This window comes from Candidatus Gracilibacteria bacterium (genome assembly GCA_041660965.1).
GTDB lineage: Bacteria > Patescibacteriota > Gracilibacteria > BD1-5 > JAGOOR01 > JAGOOR01.
In genome coordinates, this window is sequence record JBAZVH010000001.1 from 261,231 (window position 1) to 278,382 (window position 17,152).

18 protein-coding genes are annotated in these 17,152 nt (G+C 39.7%); 4 read left to right on the forward strand and 14 right to left on the reverse strand.

What is annotated here, in order from left to right; genetic code table 25:
- Positions 1 to 66: 66 nt before the first annotated feature.
- The 3 genes from WC753_01345 to WC753_01355 are packed head-to-tail and all read left to right on the forward strand — an operon-like array spanning position 67 to position 1,581.
- Positions 67 to 771, forward strand: a complete 705-nt coding sequence (locus WC753_01345) for a hypothetical protein (GenBank protein ID MFA6080108.1) — start codon at positions 67 to 69, stop codon at positions 769 to 771.
- Positions 762 to 1,112 (forward strand): hypothetical protein, encoded by a 351-nt coding sequence (locus WC753_01350; GenBank protein MFA6080109.1) that lies wholly within the window; start codon positions 762 to 764, stop codon positions 1,110 to 1,112. Before WC753_01345 ends, WC753_01350 begins: the two co-directional genes overlap by 10 nt.
- 4 nt (positions 1,113 to 1,116) lie before the next feature.
- Complete coding sequence (locus WC753_01355; protein ID MFA6080110.1) at positions 1,117 to 1,581, forward strand: hypothetical protein; 465 nt, start codon at positions 1,117 to 1,119, stop codon at positions 1,579 to 1,581.
- Positions 1,582 to 1,626: 45 nt separating this feature from the next.
- Here the strand turns inward: WC753_01355 and WC753_01360 are convergent, their stop codons facing one another.
- Positions 1,627 to 2,112: a Gmad2 immunoglobulin-like domain-containing protein gene (locus WC753_01360; GenBank protein MFA6080111.1), complete on the reverse strand. Its 486-nt coding sequence runs from the start codon at positions 2,110 to 2,112 to the stop codon at positions 1,627 to 1,629.
- Between the two features lie 70 nt (positions 2,113 to 2,182).
- Entirely contained in the window at positions 2,183 to 2,785 is a 603-nt protein-coding gene (locus tag WC753_01365; GenBank protein ID MFA6080112.1) for a hypothetical protein, read from the reverse strand.
- 247 nt (positions 2,786 to 3,032) lie between these two features.
- Here WC753_01365 and WC753_01370 point away from each other — a divergent pair, with 247 nt between their 5' ends.
- Complete coding sequence (locus tag WC753_01370; GenBank protein MFA6080113.1) at positions 3,033 to 3,452, forward strand: hypothetical protein; 420 nt, start codon at positions 3,033 to 3,035, stop codon at positions 3,450 to 3,452.
- Positions 3,453 to 3,545: 93 nt separating this feature from the next.
- Here the strand turns inward: WC753_01370 and WC753_01375 are convergent, their stop codons facing one another.
- The 12 genes from WC753_01375 to WC753_01430 form a co-directional block, all read right to left on the reverse strand.
- Entirely contained in the window at positions 3,546 to 4,592 is a 1,047-nt protein-coding gene (locus tag WC753_01375) for a hypothetical protein (protein MFA6080114.1), read from the reverse strand.
- A 246-nt stretch (positions 4,593 to 4,838) separates the two neighbouring features.
- Positions 4,839 to 6,017: a hypothetical protein gene (locus WC753_01380; GenBank protein ID MFA6080115.1), complete on the reverse strand. Its 1,179-nt coding sequence runs from the start codon at positions 6,015 to 6,017 to the stop codon at positions 4,839 to 4,841.
- A gap of 352 nt (positions 6,018 to 6,369) precedes the next feature.
- Positions 6,370 to 6,792 carry an NUDIX domain-containing protein gene (locus WC753_01385; GenBank protein ID MFA6080116.1) on the reverse strand — a complete coding sequence of 141 codons (423 nt, stop codon included), beginning with the start codon at positions 6,790 to 6,792 and terminating at the stop codon, positions 6,370 to 6,372.
- Between the two features lie 5 nt (positions 6,793 to 6,797).
- Positions 6,798 to 7,706: a methyltransferase domain-containing protein gene (locus tag WC753_01390; GenBank protein MFA6080117.1), complete on the reverse strand. Its 909-nt coding sequence runs from the start codon at positions 7,704 to 7,706 to the stop codon at positions 6,798 to 6,800.
- A complete protein-coding gene (locus WC753_01395; protein MFA6080118.1) occupies positions 7,697 to 8,296 on the reverse strand; it encodes a hypothetical protein in 600 nt (199 codons plus the stop codon). The genes WC753_01390 and WC753_01395 overlap by 10 nt, the downstream gene beginning before the upstream one ends.
- Before the next feature lie 81 nt (positions 8,297 to 8,377).
- Positions 8,378 to 9,415 (reverse strand): hypothetical protein, encoded by a 1,038-nt coding sequence (locus tag WC753_01400; protein MFA6080119.1) that lies wholly within the window; start codon positions 9,413 to 9,415, stop codon positions 8,378 to 8,380.
- A gap of 58 nt (positions 9,416 to 9,473) precedes the next feature.
- Positions 9,474 to 11,144, reverse strand: a complete 1,671-nt coding sequence (locus tag WC753_01405) for a ribonucleoside-diphosphate reductase subunit alpha (GenBank protein ID MFA6080120.1) — start codon at positions 11,142 to 11,144, stop codon at positions 9,474 to 9,476.
- 103 nt (positions 11,145 to 11,247) lie between these two features.
- Positions 11,248 to 12,519 carry a ribonucleotide-diphosphate reductase subunit beta gene (locus WC753_01410; protein ID MFA6080121.1) on the reverse strand — a complete coding sequence of 424 codons (1,272 nt, stop codon included), beginning with the start codon at positions 12,517 to 12,519 and terminating at the stop codon, positions 11,248 to 11,250.
- 198 nt (positions 12,520 to 12,717) lie between these two features.
- Positions 12,718 to 13,902, reverse strand: a complete 1,185-nt coding sequence (locus WC753_01415) for an ABC transporter permease (GenBank protein ID MFA6080122.1) — start codon at positions 13,900 to 13,902, stop codon at positions 12,718 to 12,720.
- A 3-nt stretch (positions 13,903 to 13,905) separates the two neighbouring features.
- A complete protein-coding gene (locus tag WC753_01420) occupies positions 13,906 to 14,604 on the reverse strand; it encodes an ABC transporter ATP-binding protein (GenBank protein MFA6080123.1) in 699 nt (232 codons plus the stop codon).
- Between the two features lie 3 nt (positions 14,605 to 14,607).
- Positions 14,608 to 16,413: an efflux RND transporter periplasmic adaptor subunit gene (locus WC753_01425; GenBank protein ID MFA6080124.1), complete on the reverse strand. Its 1,806-nt coding sequence runs from the start codon at positions 16,411 to 16,413 to the stop codon at positions 14,608 to 14,610.
- Positions 16,414 to 16,431: 18 nt separating this feature from the next.
- Entirely contained in the window at positions 16,432 to 17,148 is a 717-nt protein-coding gene (locus WC753_01430; GenBank protein MFA6080125.1) for a hypothetical protein, read from the reverse strand.
- Positions 17,149 to 17,152: the final 4 nt, after the last annotated feature.

Below are 17,152 nucleotides of genomic sequence, written 5' to 3' on the forward strand. Positions count from 1 at the left end.
CACATCTTTATTTTTACAATTTCTAAAGAGTTTTGCGGTATCTCCTAAAATCTCTATAATCACTCTATGCTCTCGGAAAGAATTTCCTCTATTATTGAAACCCTCAAAGCTGGTGGCCAGTCTGCTCCGCTCCTTGTCTCCGAACAGACGGTATGCGATATCATCAGTGAGCTTTTTCGTGTAGAGATATATACGCTCGATGATCTCGAAGAAAAAGGTATCGCTGATTGTGTCTGGCATGATTGCAGTGACAAAGACGCCAAGGGGCATAAAGTAGAATTTGTACGAAAATTTGTCGAAAAGCTCTATCAAAAACCCGCTGGAGATATCTTCGTAGCGATTTTTCTCAATATTGATGCGCTCGCTGATACTGCCTATAGTTCGCTTCTCAATATCTTTGAGGAAGTACCAAATCAAGTCTTAATCTTAGTGACGAGTTCTTCTCCTGATAAAATCCTCCCAACACTCCAGTCTCGTATCGTCACGCTCGATACAGAAGGCATCAACCGTGAACATAATCCGCTTGAATCAGCTATAGAGAATTTTCTTTCCTGACAGCCAGAAGCACTTTTTGCTCTCACATTAGGCAAAGATTTCAAAAAAGAGCAAGCCCTTTGGGTCATCACCTGATTGCAAAATGCGGTACTGAATGGTACACTCTCTACGAGACATGCGAAAAATATACGAGAAACCCGTCTCCTCCTCGAGACAACGAATACCATCGCCAAATATCTCATCGATAAGCTCCTTATCTCTCTCCTATGCGAATAGTTGCCATCTTTTTTCTCTTGATTACCAAAATAAGTCTCGCGGCTCCGAAGTCGATTTTTGAATGAGGAAATTGTGGAGTTGGTACAGATCAGCTCCGTACGTGAAATATTTCCTTTACTCAAATCCCCTGCATCATCATCAGTATCACAAATAACATCCTCGCTCTCGTAGGATATATCAGTCTCGGAGTTATCCTTATCTGAGCTCTGATGTATGTCTTTGGTGGCATCAATGAAGAATACAAAAGCAAAGGAAAAGAAGCTTTCATGGCCGCGATCCTCGGAGCTATGCTATCTTGGTCCGCATGGCTCATTATCAACTTTTTGATCGATAATATCTAATCGTATGAACACTCCGATATTTTCATGGGCATTTGCCACTCATTTTCCACGAGGAAAACAGTGGTATATGATTGCTATCACCCTTATTTTGACGTTGATTGTGATGAGTTTTATATTGGGTGCCTATGCACTCGGTATCGTCGCTATTCTCTTCGCCGGCGTCTATCTCCTCTATGAGATAAATATCCCTGATTTGACACAAGTCAGCATCGACATATCTGGTGTATATATCAATGATCAGCTCTATAATTATAATACTCTTCGTGAATTCGGCATCATCCGTATCACTGAATGACCAACCATTCTACGTCTTATGACAAAAAACCATCTGATAAATAGCGTGGATGTTTTTATCGACCCGAGCATTGATACAGAAACCATTCGTCTCTATCTCTCTCAATATATACCCGATAACGCTCAAATTCATTTTTCCATTATTGATAGAGTGCTTTTGAGTTTACGTATTTAAAAAAGTGTTGCAAAAACTCAATACACTATCCTAGTTGCCCTCCTCCTAAAACTGCACAGGCACATCAAACATCATACTGTTTTGTGGTTCACCTGATGGGTTATCATTTTTGAATACGAGCATGCCCTGGCTACCAGCTGGCTGAGCTGGAAATGTGAGTGTCGCCGTAAAGGGTACGAAATCTTCTGTCATCCACTCTCATTGAGCTTGGGCAACAACTGTTGTGATAAGGACATTATTGGCATCGCGGAGCTCAATCGGAAATGATGCTTCGAAATACCACGGACCTCGAGCTCTACCCATCAGGGTCATTGGGCTTGTAAGGGTCGAATTTGGGAGTGGTGCGGTAACCTCTATCATCGATGAAGCCGTCTCAGTAGTCTCAGGAGAGAGTTGTGACGAAGGCGGAACAAGAGTATTTGATGGGGCAACATCATCTACTACAGGTGCATGCGTACGCTGCGTCCAGCAAAATGCTACTATGATGATAATGATGGCAAGAATGCCAAACCAGGAGAAAGTGCGTTTCATAAATAGTTTTAAAAGATACCAATACAGTATATGCTGGATGGTATGATTGCAAATATGAATAATACATTTTTTACCATCTTCCAAGAAATGGATAAATTTGATACATATTCTGGCTCCATGTGGCGTATGTTTGTGCTACAAGATTATTAAGAGCAGTATTTTCACTAGGATTGTCCCACAGAAATCCAGGTATATCCCAAGCAATATCTGTAACAACAGTGGCTTCTGATGTTTCTCTACAATTCGCAGGATGAATCCTTTGCAGATTCATGCCAGGAAAGATGTTCTGCAATATTCCTGTTATATCCATATCATGAGGAACATTTTCTCCTGCAACATATGGGACATCGACCTGGCATCAGTCATGTGGGGACAAAAAATACCCCCGTTGTCAGAAAGACGATATTTCCTCGGGCAATAATAGTACCTGTACTCTCTTACCTGTTTCAAGACAGAGATTTTGGCTATTCACTTTTTGTGCTAACCTATTTTGTAATACATGATACCTTGTAATAATAATTGGATGGTATGGATATTCCTTCCAAAAGGTTTTCTCGCCATCTGGTCCTGTTCTTAAAAAACAAAAAGAATCACCTCTCTTTACCCCATCATCATCAGGTGTTGGGTCCCATATAAGCTCCACATCAGGCGGTAATGATTCTCTCAAACTCATAAAATATTAGAATGCATTATACATACTATTTCAAGAAAGCAATAATTCATTTCCATTTTTGAACTGTGAAATATCTTTGAAACAACACTCTATCATATTGACTCTTACTAAGTAAGTATGCATGCTTTATTCTTCGAAGAAATACTTTCCAGGGAGTCAATAAGACAGGCACTTGATTTATGGCTTACCCGATATACAATGAGGTTTCCCAATTTTTTGGGACTTCTATTTTCTTACCCCTTTCATTATGTTCAAATGACGCATCGTCTCCCGTTCAAATGTAAACGGGAAAGTACATTCCTTTCAGAAGGATTTCGATGACTACGATGATTATCAAGAATTTCTCATCGGTCATCCGGAGTTCGACACACAGAATTTTCTCGATACTTTCTGGAATTCGTGGAAGTCGTGGGATCCTTTTCTCACCCCAGAAACTCCTCTTCTTATGGCTGATACGAGATATCTCCCAGAAGGAGTCAATCTCGATAAATATGAGCAGAAACGATTTGAAAAACAAATCGCTCTCGAAGAAAAGTCACAAAAACAATCTTCTCTCGAGCGTGCCAAATCGTATCTCGATGGCTATATCCTAGAAAATCCTGATGATACCGATGCCAAAAAGGATCTCGAGAAAATCGAAAAAGAACTCAAGGAATTCAAGGAATAACGGAGGCCAGAGATACACTCATCTCAAAAAGGATCCGAAGAGAATCCCCTGATACAAAAGCAGGGGATTTTATGCATCTTATCTATCAAAAAACTACTGCGCACGCACTCCCGCCATATCTCGGTATAAATCGAGGAAGTCTCTATCGATTGGTATCCCTAAGCTTATTATGACTTTTGATTTTGGGGTACGAGCATGTTGAATAAAATCAATAGTAAGTATTGGTGGTTTTTTGCCCTGTTTATTTCCTCTACAGATTCGATATCGAATAAAAACTCCATCTCCTACTTCCTCTAAAATCTCCAAATAACGATTGGCACGAACATGCCCATCTAATTCGCGAGAAATAATCTTTTTGTGAAGATATTCTAAGATATCCATTACCCATCGTCAGTAAGCAGAAAAATCTGAAATATGTTCTTTGAGGTGACGAGATTGATACGTTCTTTTTCCGGCGAAAAGCTCTTCTTTCCAGGCCGGAAGCTTCCCCACAGGGGGTCGAAATTTTGAGAGACAGAGAACAAAGGTATCATGTCGGAGAAGCTCTCGTATTTCGTCGGGTAAATCCTTGCTATCAAAGAATTTTCGATCATTTCGGTGTCTCTCTAACAAGGTATTCACTTTACTTTGAACATGATTACCCATTTCTATCTGGAGCCCAAGCTGTAATCTTCATTTAGGCATCTGCTGATGTACTATCAAATCAGTTGCAAGATGTGTATCTGCCATCCTGTCTGCAAGCAAGATATCAGTGATTGGAGTATCTTTTCGGCTCCGAAGGACAGTAAGGAGCAGCTTTTCCGCAAGAGCTAACTCAGTAAAAAAACCAGGATCCGAAAAATAGCGACTCATGATACGTTCCCATTGATTATGTGTTTTACGAGGATTAAAATCAACCCTTGCTGTACCAGCATGGGCCAACATCCATCGGAAGAGATGATTCAGTGCCTCATGAGATGGTTCCCCGTTATGAATGCCGTAGAGAGCTGCAAACACTCTCTCTTGAACAGGGGCAAATGGTTTTTCGGTATGACCACAGGCCGATTGTATCTTTCGACCAGTACTCTGATTTAGACTCCCATACATACGAAGTAAATGATCTATTCGTTCCCTATCTGCATTTGGTCATATTTTTCTCATTAAGAATTTATACCTTTTTTATCTTATTTGTCAAATAGAAATCTTGGCAATTCTCTGATTTTCCGAGTCCCGTCTTGAGGCAACCCAAAGACCGGAATCTTCCCTCAACAAACGCTTTTGTAGTGGCGAAGAGGTGGATATTCATATTGGCATAAAGTATAAAATTATATACTTGTTTGAAAATGCAGATTCTCACATGTATATTTTTTAACGCTTAGCAAGAAGGATCGTCTTTTGAGGATGATATTACAAACTGTTTCTATTCATTTTTACCAAAGCAACAAAAACATCGTAAGCGCTCTGCGATCTATCAAGTATGGATTTTAACCATTGTATACTAAACACCTCATTATTTGCAGATTTTTGCATACGAAATCAAATTTCAGTTGTTCTATACATATAGGGTATTTCTACCTGTTGGTCAAGATGATGAACGCTGTCTTGATATGATCATCCAAAAAATCCTGTCTCCAAACCATTCAGCGTTAGTTCTGAAATGTTTCCATAAAAATCATACAGTCATCGTTCAGGCTCTGTTTGTCATATTTTTTTTATTCAGAACCTATCTCAATAGTTTGCTGTTTTGAGAAGGCGTTCATACTCTTGTATGCTAAAACTCTGTCTTTTATAAGCATCAGGATGGGGTAGTACTCATCCGTTACAGAGACAATATGCCATAGCAATTATTGGTGAAACAAGAGTCATAGGCCTATCTGGATATTTTTCTTGCTGCCCAGATCAATTAGATTGTATAAAATTATGCGTTTCTGATGGCCTAAATTGTAGCTTCCGTTCGATATCATCTGATGAGATGTTTGCATCAAGTAGTCAGTTATAAAATTTTATAAAATCTGACTGAGAAATAACTCTGTTACTCATTCCAAAAGAACTTCCTGGTATATTCACCCATCCTAAAGCTGGGATTTGACTAAATTTTTCCTCAGGACTCACTATTGGTACTACCAGATCTGCGTCAGTTCATACAATTTGACGAATTATTTGTCTGTCCTCATCTGAAAAATGTTCCAACCAAGCATAAGGACTGCTTGGATTTTTGGTACTATGAGTTCTATATTCACCCTCTTGTCGACAGCAATCATCACTCTTATAATTTTTCTTTTTCCAAAATTCGAATAATCTTGGATCTATACCCTCTTTTACGCAGAGTTGATAATCAATCGTTTCATCAGCAATCCTCTGTCATTCTATAGATTGAACAGCAAAGTGAATGATAGTTCGCGTAAGTTTAACAGAGTCTCTTACTGCTACTCCTTTGGCATCTTCATACATTTTCTTATACCTCGAAAATCTATTATCTTGACTATCAGAATCCCCTTCAGCTTGTATTTTTCTTTCCAGTTCATCCTCAAAGATTCAAATTCTTTCTCATATTGACCATTTTTTATACCAGTATGGTATTTTCATGATAGAATGGACAACTCAAAATATATGTCTCCTCAAAAAGTATACTCTGTATTCAGGAAGCATTTTCCTAAGAAATGAGGACTGAAAAACTCCATTTGTTTCTTTCAGTAAAGCATGCTTTTTGGCTCCCATATGATCAAAGAATTCCCCCACATCACGATCTTGCATAATTTGCTCAGTCTCGTCCGCTCAAATTATCCTGGAATGATAGAGGGGGTGACTAGGGTTACCAAATGTAGTTCTCAGTGGTTCATCATATATATCCAATTCGTATCAATTGTGCAATTCACGCGATATAAAAGTGGATCATGAGCGAGGTGTCGAGAGCAAGAGAACACTTGTCTTCTCTGGGCTACTTGGTTGATTGTCCATATTTTTGAATGAAATATAAAGTGATAGCTTCTTTATCAGGTGGAAAAATATCCTCTGGGATATCAGCTACTGAAAAGAACCTCCATTGATAACATTTTTCTGGTTCCATGAGCTTTATTTCTTCATTTTCGTAGGAGAATGTGAAATTATGATGAATAGAGTGAAAACGCGGTCACTCATAATTTGTAGTGCCTAAGAAAAACATCGTATCTGGGTCTAGCTCAATTCCTATTTCTTCATGCGCTTCTCTTACTGCAGACACGATTATATCTTCATCAGGTTCTCTGTGTCATCCTGGAAGCCCCCACATTCAGTCCCCAAAAACTGACTTTCTCTGACCAAGTAATAATTGTTTTTTGTCATTTATGACAAAGGTCATACTTCATTCTTTTATTGGTTTCATAGTAACTATGGGTTAATAAGTTCTAAAATAATATTCCTTGGCAACACCTCTACATCCTTTACTGGCTTACCTCTTGGATTATACAATTGCAATTCTCATGCGGGGATACGAGATTCTGTAAGAGGAGAGGTCTGAATATTTTTTACTCTGAAACCTAACTCTCATATAAATTCTCTCCACTGAGCTTCTGTCATAACGCCATATTGCTCCCTGAGCTCAAAAGCCCACCTCTCCTCTGACCGAGCAAATTTTATATGTCTCAAAAACTCATTTATTAACCACAGAGGTGAGGCGCCTATATCTGCATTTTGACCCTGTGCAGGAGCAAAATCTCATAAAAACCTTTTCCACTTACCTAACAAGCTCAATGTCTGAATTTCTCCTCAATTGTCAGTATCCTGCTCAGGAAATTCAAGTTTGAATTTCTGATGTGGATTATGTGGCATTGCGGGGTCCCTCCCCACGATGGTTCATCGTGATCTCATAATTCTTTGAAATTCTAAAAATACTTTTTTCAAAAACTGTTTATCAAATTTATCTCATCAATAGCTGTATAGCTCATGAATAACTGAAGAAAGTATAATAGTATCAATACTACCATTTTCTATCTGATGTAGCTGTGAAGCATCTCAACACATAAATTCTGCATCAATTCATTCAGCTTGCGCTCTTTCTCGAGCCTCAGCGATAAAAGAATCATCCAGATCAATTCATAAAAATTGATGGGAAGGAAAAGCTCGCTTGAGTCCAAGAACCAAATCACCACTACAACAACCTATATCAAGTATTCTTGATGATTCTTTACCCAATATAGCTCATATTCGGGGTACAAAAAAATCCATCTTTTTTTGTAGTCCTGCAGACATTCACCCCCTATAGGCATCGTAGTCCGGGTATGCTTTAGTTATTGGCATAAAGAATAGTGTGATAAAATGGCTTCATTTATTTCTGCAATACTATATCCTTGGGTGACCCTCATACTCGGACCAACTCAAACTTCTTGATTGTAGATATCCCTTATGCGTTCTAATACATCGTGAAACTGATCTCATCTCTTAAACATCCCTGACCTAATACTATCGATTCCGAGGAGAATTTGTATAAAAAATAAATTATATCATCATTCCTTTTGCATCTTCTCCATGAGCTTTCTTCATCAAACTATGATGCCTATTTTTTGAGATGTTGGTTGAGCAATCTCCTGTACTGCCTCTGATTCCCTGGGAACACCGTAGTTTCTATCTCAATGAGTTGTTACAAATAGATATCTTTTTGATGCAAATTCTTTTGGTGTTACAAAATGATAGTCTTGCCCCTCAAATTCTATCTCTTTTCAATGTGTATCTCTCCTAATCGGCCGATCTGTATCCAAAATAACTCTTACAAATTTCTCAGGTCTACAATTCAACAATCTTGTTTGCAAAGTTGTTTTTCATGAACCACTTGGTCAGTATATTCATACTAAATTCATAAGATGATTATAATCTATATTTATATTTGTCAAATAAATTGTTTACTCACCCCCCCCTCCCACAACAAACGCTTTTGTAGCGGCGAAGAGGTGGATGGGGATAAATACTATAACTTAGTAAGGTAAGAAAATTATTGCATCCAAATCTGAATTAGCATCAAAAAGTTCTTTAGGTAATGGAACATTTTCATCTCATTTCATACCGGATTTTAAGTCTCAAAACTGTAATGTGTGGGTATTGCAATAATTTCAACACTCTTGAGAAATATGTGCACTGTATTTTTTAAAGTTGCCCTCTGTATTAGGATATAGAAAGACCTCATATCCACCATAAGTGGATATAATTCTCTGTTTCACCTCTTTAATAATGTCTGATTCTTCAGAATACTTTGTATTAAACAGTATTATTATACCTTCCCACCCATTCTTGCTCTTAGGGCCTTTCCTTCAAAATGCTTGAAGTCATGGGATGGTCTTAAAGAATTTAACAGAACTCTGATCGTATGCATTTTCAAGGTTGTTCCGGAATGTCTCAAAAGAAATATCATCGTCTATCCAAGTAGCATCTACACCTATAATCTGCCATAAACTTGGGTCAATCTGCTTTTTGAACTTATTCTCATATCATGTAAAAAGTGGATTACATATGTTGAATTCTGTATCTTTACAGACTAAGTCTATACGTAATATTCATACCGAATCACATTTTTCAAAACTACTTTTCAACAAATACATTTTATAACCCGTCGGCAGAATACCTTCTTCTGGCAGATTCTCCATTCATAACTCTCTTAGTTCTCAATCTTGTGTACAAAAAATATGTATTTTTGAAGATATTCTCGGATTTTTATCGTCTGACGATAAAATTTCTTTATCGGAAGTATTTTCAATTTTAATTGTCTCTTTAAAGAGATTATTACGAATAACTATCTCACCTGAGTTATTGTTCGGATCACTAATGTTACCTTTAAGGTTAACCATATTACCCTCATCATGCTGAGAGATTATATTCGATTCCATTTGTAGAGCGTTGCCTCTAACAGAAAGATATGGTAAAATAATCACAGACACTATTGTCACAATAACCCAAAATAACCAGTGTGTTTTTATTTTTTCCACATAATTCTGAATAGTATTTCTATTGTTTGCCATATTTCATGTAATTATTCTATAGATTTCTTCATTTTTTCTAGATTATTTATTATTTTTCCTACGACTCACATCCTACACACACGATCTTTCGAGAGAGTTCTTGAGCAGCGCTCTTTGAGTGCTGGTAGTAGAGGGTCTTGATGCCTTGTCTCCATGCATCGAGATAGATAGCGTTGATATCTTTTGCTGGAGTTTTTGGATTGATCATCAGATTGAGTGATTGACCTTGGTCGATAAACTTCTGACGATCAGCCGCTTGGTCTATGATAGCATATTGGTCGATTTCTGAGAAGGTCTTGAAGACATCTTTTTCTTCTTGTGAGAGGAATTCGAGGTGCTGGACTGATCCATCGTGGTCACGGATAAATTGCCATGTCTCACGAGTATTTTGTCCATGTGCTTCGAGGACTTTCTCAAGCGCTGTATTCTTGATAGTCGTTTTGATTTTTGCGAGGTCTTTGACATACGCATTTGAGAGCCACGGTTCGATACTCTGAGATACTTGCCCAATAATAAAGGCAGATGAAGTATTTGGTGCGACAGCGAGGAGTGTCGTATTGCGTCGTCCGTATCCTTTGAGAATTTCTGGCTCACCATATTCTTGTGCGAGCTCGGCTGAAGCAGCGTATGCTCGGTCATGAATGGTTTGAAATATTTCTCGATTGAGTCCGCGTGCTTCTTGTGATTCGAAGGCAATCATCTTGCTCTGAAGGTATGAATGCCATCCGAGAGCTCCGAGTCCGAGAGCGCGATTTTCGACTGCGAAGTTGTACGCTCTCTGCATAAAGTAAAACCCTTGTCGCTCGCTTTCGTCGGCACTGTCACGAAGTTTCTCAAGTTTTTGGATAAATTCTGTCATCACTGCATCGAGGAATTGGACCATCGTCTCGACAGCATCTGTCTCTTTCCACTCATCGTAGTAGAGGAGATTCATACTCGAGAGATTGCACACAAATGACCAGTCCTTCTTAGAAGGAAGCATAATCTCTGTGCACATATTACTCGCGTAGATCTTGAGGCCTTTGTCCTTGTAGACGTCGACGGTATTGTTGTTGACGTTATCTGTGAAAAAGATATATGGGTAGCCCATCATCGTACGGCGTTGAATAATCTTTGCCCAGATATCTCGTTTTTTCTCATCTCCTGCCACCATTTCTTCAAGCCACGCATTGGTGACCGTGACACCATGGGTGAGTTTTTGGATTTCATTGCCTTCCATACCGATATTGAGGAATTCCTCGATATCTGGATGCTCTACTGGGAGGTAGGGTGCGAAATGTCCTCGACGAACAGACCCCTGGCTTACAACATTAATCAGTGATTCAAAGAGATTCATAAAATGCACAGCCCCTGATGATGCTCCATTATTTTTGATCTCAGTCCCCCGAGCACGAAGTGCTCCGAAATACCCACTACACCCTCCTCCGTATTTACTCATCATGCCGACTTCACCTTGTGTATAGAGGATGCTCGCCATATTGTCCTCAATATACGAACCGAAACAACTAATAGGGAGCCCTCGCTCAAGACCAAAGTTTGCAAAAACCGGTGTCGAGAGAGAATAGTATCCTTTTGACATATAATCATAGAATTTATCAGCCCATCATGCTTTTCCGAGAATTTTCTCAGCAGTTTTAGCGATAAGAGTCACTCGCTCTTCGGTAGTCTCCCCTGGGAGGAGATAACCATTTTGGAGGAATTGTTTTGAGTAGTCGTTGAGCCAGCGCATAAATAGAAAGTTAAAGATAGATATTTTTTAATACAAAGGACAAAGTGCAAAAGACAAAATTAAGGAAAATATTCATGTATTTTGTATTCTGTATTTTGTATTTCTAAAAGAGGTCTCCTGACGTAATACTCGTGCTCCGTTTGTTGTAGTTAATAGAACGTTTGTTGAAGAAATCGATTTGTTTTGTCGCGATGACTTCATCATCGAACCAGTCAGTCTTTTCGAGTTCAGCCACATTGACTTCAAATATTTTGTCGAGACCGATGGATGAAAGACTGTTATTGAATCGGTTCATCACAAATTGTTTTACCGTTTCCTTTGGCAAGAAATCCAATTCCCCTGCTTCAAATATCCAATCAATAATAGCAGATTCTGCATCATTTGCTTCTCGGCAGAGAGCATATATTTGTTCTCTATATTCATCGTTGAACCAGGTTGGGTTTTCTTCTTGGATGATACGAATAAGGTCAATGCCAAAGAGTCCGTGAATCTGTTCTTCTTTTGATGTCGCTTCTACGGCATTTGAGATTCATTTCAATAAATTCTTGTGTTTATTAAATGACATGATGATCAAAAACTGTGAAAAGAGTGATACGTGCTCGATAAAGAGCGAAAAGAGAAGTACTGCTTGTGCATATTCTTGGTTGTCCTCACTTCGAGCATTCAGCATCGCTTTATCGAGATAATGAATACGATTCATGATAACTGGAATTTCTTTAATTTTTTCAAACTCATGATTCATCCCGAGAAGTTCGAGAAGAAACGAATAGGCATCCTGATGTCGGACTTCACTTTCCGCAAATGTCGCTCCGACATTACCAATTTCTGGTTTTGGAATTTTCTTATACACATCACCCCAAAATGTTTTGACTGAAACTTCGATCTGAGCAATAGCGAGCATGGCATTGCGGATAGCATTTCGTTCTTTGTCTGAGAGATTGACGTGAAAATCCTGCACATCGGATGTATAGCTAAACTCCGTATGAATCCAGTAGGAATGACGCACAGCATCCACATATTCGATCAATTCCGGATACTCGTATGGCTTGAGATTGACACGTTTTTTAAAAATATTTCGCCTACGCTCATCGATACGTTTTTGGCGATAGGTGATATATTCTTTCGCGATTTCATAATGACCGGAACGCATCAGGTGAAGCTCAACGTAATCTTGGATATCTTCGACGCCAGGGATCATATCCCGAGCAGCAAATTTGTGTTTCAAATCTTCAACGATTTTATTGGTAAGATCGGAGATAAAACCGAGCTCTTTTTGGCCAACAGCTTCACACGCTTTTTCCAGCGCTTTTTCTATACGCGACCTGTCAAATGGGACGAGTTCTTGGTTGCGTTTGCGTACTTTATCGATAGGCATAGGAAGAAAAAAAGAGATGAAACACAATATATGGTGTCGTCCCTTTATATTGATATACCATATCTAGTCAAATGATTTTGCGTGAATTTTTCAAAAAGTGGCATTTTACGCCATAAGAGTGAATACTTTTTTTGTGCAAGTGATTTTACGAAAAAGTACTTGCATTCTGGAGAAGAAATTGTGATGATGATAATTTCCTTATAGTCTTAGTGCATCCACTGGATCCAGTTTGGATGCTCGCCATGCTGGGTACCAACCAAAAAATATTCCCGTCATCATCGCAAATATGACCGCCATAATATCACCATACACCGAGCGAAGAAGCGGAAGCGTGTCACCAAAAGGATCAAAGAAGATTACCACTTCACCCACTATCACTCCGAGAAGTGATCCGAGAAGTGTCAGAATAAAACTTTCGAGCAAAAATTGCCATAGTACCGAGCTTTGATTGGCTCAGATGGATTTCAGAATCCCGATTTCCTTTGTTCGCTCTGCCACGGAAGCAAACATCACATTCATAATACCAATACCCGAAACGATAAAGACAATACTGGCTACGCCAATAAGAAGATAGGTGAGCGTCTTCGCATTTTCTATCGCCGTTGAGACACTACTTCAGGCATCAATAACTCGGAGATTATTTGAACCGCTCTCTAGTTCATGAAGTTCAGTGAGTTTTTGCGTCATATCCTCCACAGCTTGTGCGACATATTTGGTATCTTTTGCGAGGGCTATCACCTGTAACAATGGTTTCTGTTTGACGATATATTTTTCATATGTTTTGGTCGGAAAATATACGGCATCATCAAAGGTCACAGGACCAAAACCTGCACCAGATTTTTGGAGTACTCCAACAATAGTATAGTCTTTTTTGGCAATCGTCACAGTGGTATTCATCACGCTGGCTGCTGTCTGATTGGGGAACAATTGAGTCAATGCCCCATATCACAAGATGACATATTTCTCTTTTTCTACTGTCGCATCAAACATAGCACCGGTATCAAACTTGAGACTGATAATCTTGAAGAGATCGGCGGTAATGCCCAGACCAGAGAGGGAGACCGTACCGACTGAAGCATCACTACTGTTGACAGAAACATTGCTCCGATAAAAACCAGCCACGGTACTGATGTATGGAGATTCTCAGATAAGATCAATATCTTTTTGTGTGATATCGATGCCTCGCATTCCCATGACCATAATAGTATTCACATTCAAGCTCTTGAATTGATCTTGGACTTGTTTTTGTGCACCAGTACCGATAGCGACGACGAGAATAATCGTGATAACACCGATAATCACCCCGAGCATAGAAAGAGCCGTGCGTGTTTTATTTGAAACAATCGAAGAAAATGCGATAATAAAGAGGTCTGTTTTTTTCATACATTATTTATGGATGGAGAGAGTGTCGGCTACTTTGCCATCTTTGAGGACGATGATTCGTTTTGCATAGGCAGCCACATCACGCTCATGAGTGACCATAATAATGGTCTTTCCTTCTTGGTTGAGTCTGGAGATAAGCTCCATTACCTCATGTGTCGTCGTCGAATCGAGGGCGCCTGTTGGTTCATCAGCGAAAATAATATCTGGCTCATTGATAAGGGCACGAGCTATCGAAACTCTTTGTTGTTGGCCTCATGAAAGCTCTGAGGGTTTATTGTGCATTTTGTCATCCAGACCTACTTCATGCAGATAATACATCGCCTTTTCTTTCCGAGTTTGAAAATCTTGTTCAGCGTAGATAGCTGGTAACATCACATTTTCGAGAGCTGTCAGACGAGGAATCAGATAGTAGAGCTGAAAAATAAATCAGAGTTTGCGATTGCGAATATAGGACGCTGAGAAATCGTCACGGTACAAGCTAATATCTTCACCATCAAATTCATATACTCAATCATCGGCAGGATGAAGTAGCCCCATCACATTGAGTAGAGTCGATTTTCATGACCCACTATGCCCCATCAGAGCGACAAATTCTCCTCTCTGAATCGTAAGATCTATACCCTTTAAAACTGGTATTTCTATATTGTTTGAGAGATAATACGATTTGGTAATTCCAGAAAGTGCGATTATTGGGACAGACATAACTTAGTTGGTAATCAGAATTGTTTCTCCAACCTCGACACCACTGATGATTTCTGTTTCTTTACCATCCGAGAGCCCCGTCACGACCTTACGAAGTGTGCCATCCTTGAGACGAACATGCGGAGAGTTATCGTAGGCAAACACTGCTTTGATGGGTGCCACCATGACGCTTTTTACTTGTTTACTAATAAATGATATCTCTACATTCATGGCCGTGCGCAGGCGAGTATCATCGGATGAATATCTCACCAACACTTTGTAAGTCACAATACCATTATTATCGGTATCTCCAATGGTCGAAACATAGTATACATCTCACTCAAATGCCGCATCAGGAACTGACTCTGGTGTCACAAGAGCTTTTTGTCAGACTTTCACGAGCTCTATCTCGTCTTCACTAATAGAGGATGTCACATACGTATATCCTTGGGTAGCTATGGTGGCGAAAGTACTCGCGGCCGTCTCACCCACATGCCCAACAAGGGTCAATATGACTCCATCCACAGGACTCTTGAGCTGGGATTTAGCGAGATCAAGCTGCTTTTCTTGCAGGGCAATCCGAGCTGACTCGAGTTGGAGCTGAGCAAGTTGCTTTTCATCACTAGAAAGTGGATCGAGCTTGAGAATATAATCTATCTTATTATTGGCGAGTTGTTGCTCGTTGCTAACCCTAGACTGTTCTATCTCTTTTTGTTTTAGGACAATATCTTTCTTTTGATATTCTATATCGGTTTTTACTTGAGCAATCTGTTGCTCCAGACTTCTTCGCTTATCCGTATCCGCTTCAAGAGAATTGGCGATGGTAGAATACTTTGATGACATAGCAGTATACATGCTAGAAAATGCATTTTTATTAGTCGTAATAGTGGTAGCAGGAAGAAGAATACTATCTGCAACTGTTGCATTCATCACATCCACCATGGTCGATGCGAGGGTTCGCATTTTACTGATATCTGCGAGGGTTGAATCTATCATTCCTTGTGTCAGGGCAATACTCGTCGTAGTAGGCATTGGCGCATCATTGAGAGTACGCCAGAGAGCCTCTGCCGTGCTTTTGAGTTGCGAGTCTTTGGCAGCAATGAGGTATTCATAGTTATCATTGGTATTTTGTTGTTCTGAGCTCACTCAGAGAAATTCATCAATCGTTATCAGATTTTGCTTGATGGCCTGATATGCATCCGTGACCTGGATAACAAAATCTTTTTCATTTGTTGATCCGGCACTAGTTGATTCTGTACCAATAAGAGCGATCATATCATCCTGATAGTCAGAGAGTTTTTTCTCCAGATCAGTGATAGTTTTTTCAGAGGCAGTAATATCTTTTTCAAAACCAAGTATTTTACTCTCATAATCAATCTCATTCATAGCGAGCGTTCCTTCTATCTGCTGTTTTTCGAGATCAGAAAGTGGTTGTACTTTGATAGAATAATTCATCATCGCCTGTGAGAGAGAATTTCTCGCTTTCTGTACATCGACACGTGCCTGGGCATCATCCACCGTAGCAATCACTTCGCCCGCTTTTACTGTATCCCCCACATTTTTTTTGATAGCAGTTATTTTACCACTGCTTTCGAAACCAAGTGAGAGAATATTATCTCCTTGAATAGTACCCTCAGCTGTGAGTCAGAGTGTGATATCCCCTTTTTTGAGAGTATATTCTGTGGGAACTGCGACGACTACCTCTTCAGCATCAGATGATCACCAATAATACCATCCAGCACCCAGAGCCACTACAGCAGTTGTACCAATAATCCAAAAAAGTCTGGATCGAGAAGAAGTTTTCTTCTTGAGTTCTTGTGTGAGAGACATAAAAAAAGCAAAGAAATATTACATTGGTGGTAGTCCTGCTGGTGGCTGCCCAGCACCTTCTCCACCTCTGCTACCAGTTCATCCCATAGAAGAACTACTTGCAGAAGAAACAGATACCCAAGAGGCAATTTTTCTCTCACCAGTATTTTCAGTCAACCAGATACTGAGAGTAGATCCTACTTTTATGTCGGCAATAGTACCTTCTTTACTTGTCGGTGGAGTCGGTGTAGCGGAAGTTTTTGTAGCTGAGAGTGAGGAACCGATGCCAGAATTACTTGCTCCCGGCTGTCAACCTCGCATCATACCGCCTCCGAAACCACCCCCGCCTGCCCCTCCAGAACGAATCATAATAGGAATACCAACTGGTATAGTGACATCTACTAAAACTCGTTTCGCTTTTGCGCGAGCTTCCTGCATCTTGGTCATCAGGGCTTGTCGCTCAGTATCAGTCATTGATTGCATCTTGGTACGAAACTCCTCGCCCTGCATCTCTTGAAAGATGGGGTCAGAACTCATGTCGATCGTCTCGATGGTAAACTCATTCCCTGTAACTGATTTTACTGTTCACTGTAGAGTAGCTTGAGTTTGTGGTTGTGTATTTTTTAAATCACTACCAACTTCTTGACTCTTCACTACTGTTTCTCAGCTTGCCAGATTCTGCGTTGTTCCACATGCTGAGAGGAGAAACAATGAAAAACACATCAAATAAAGGGAAACACTATATTTCCGTTGCATAAAA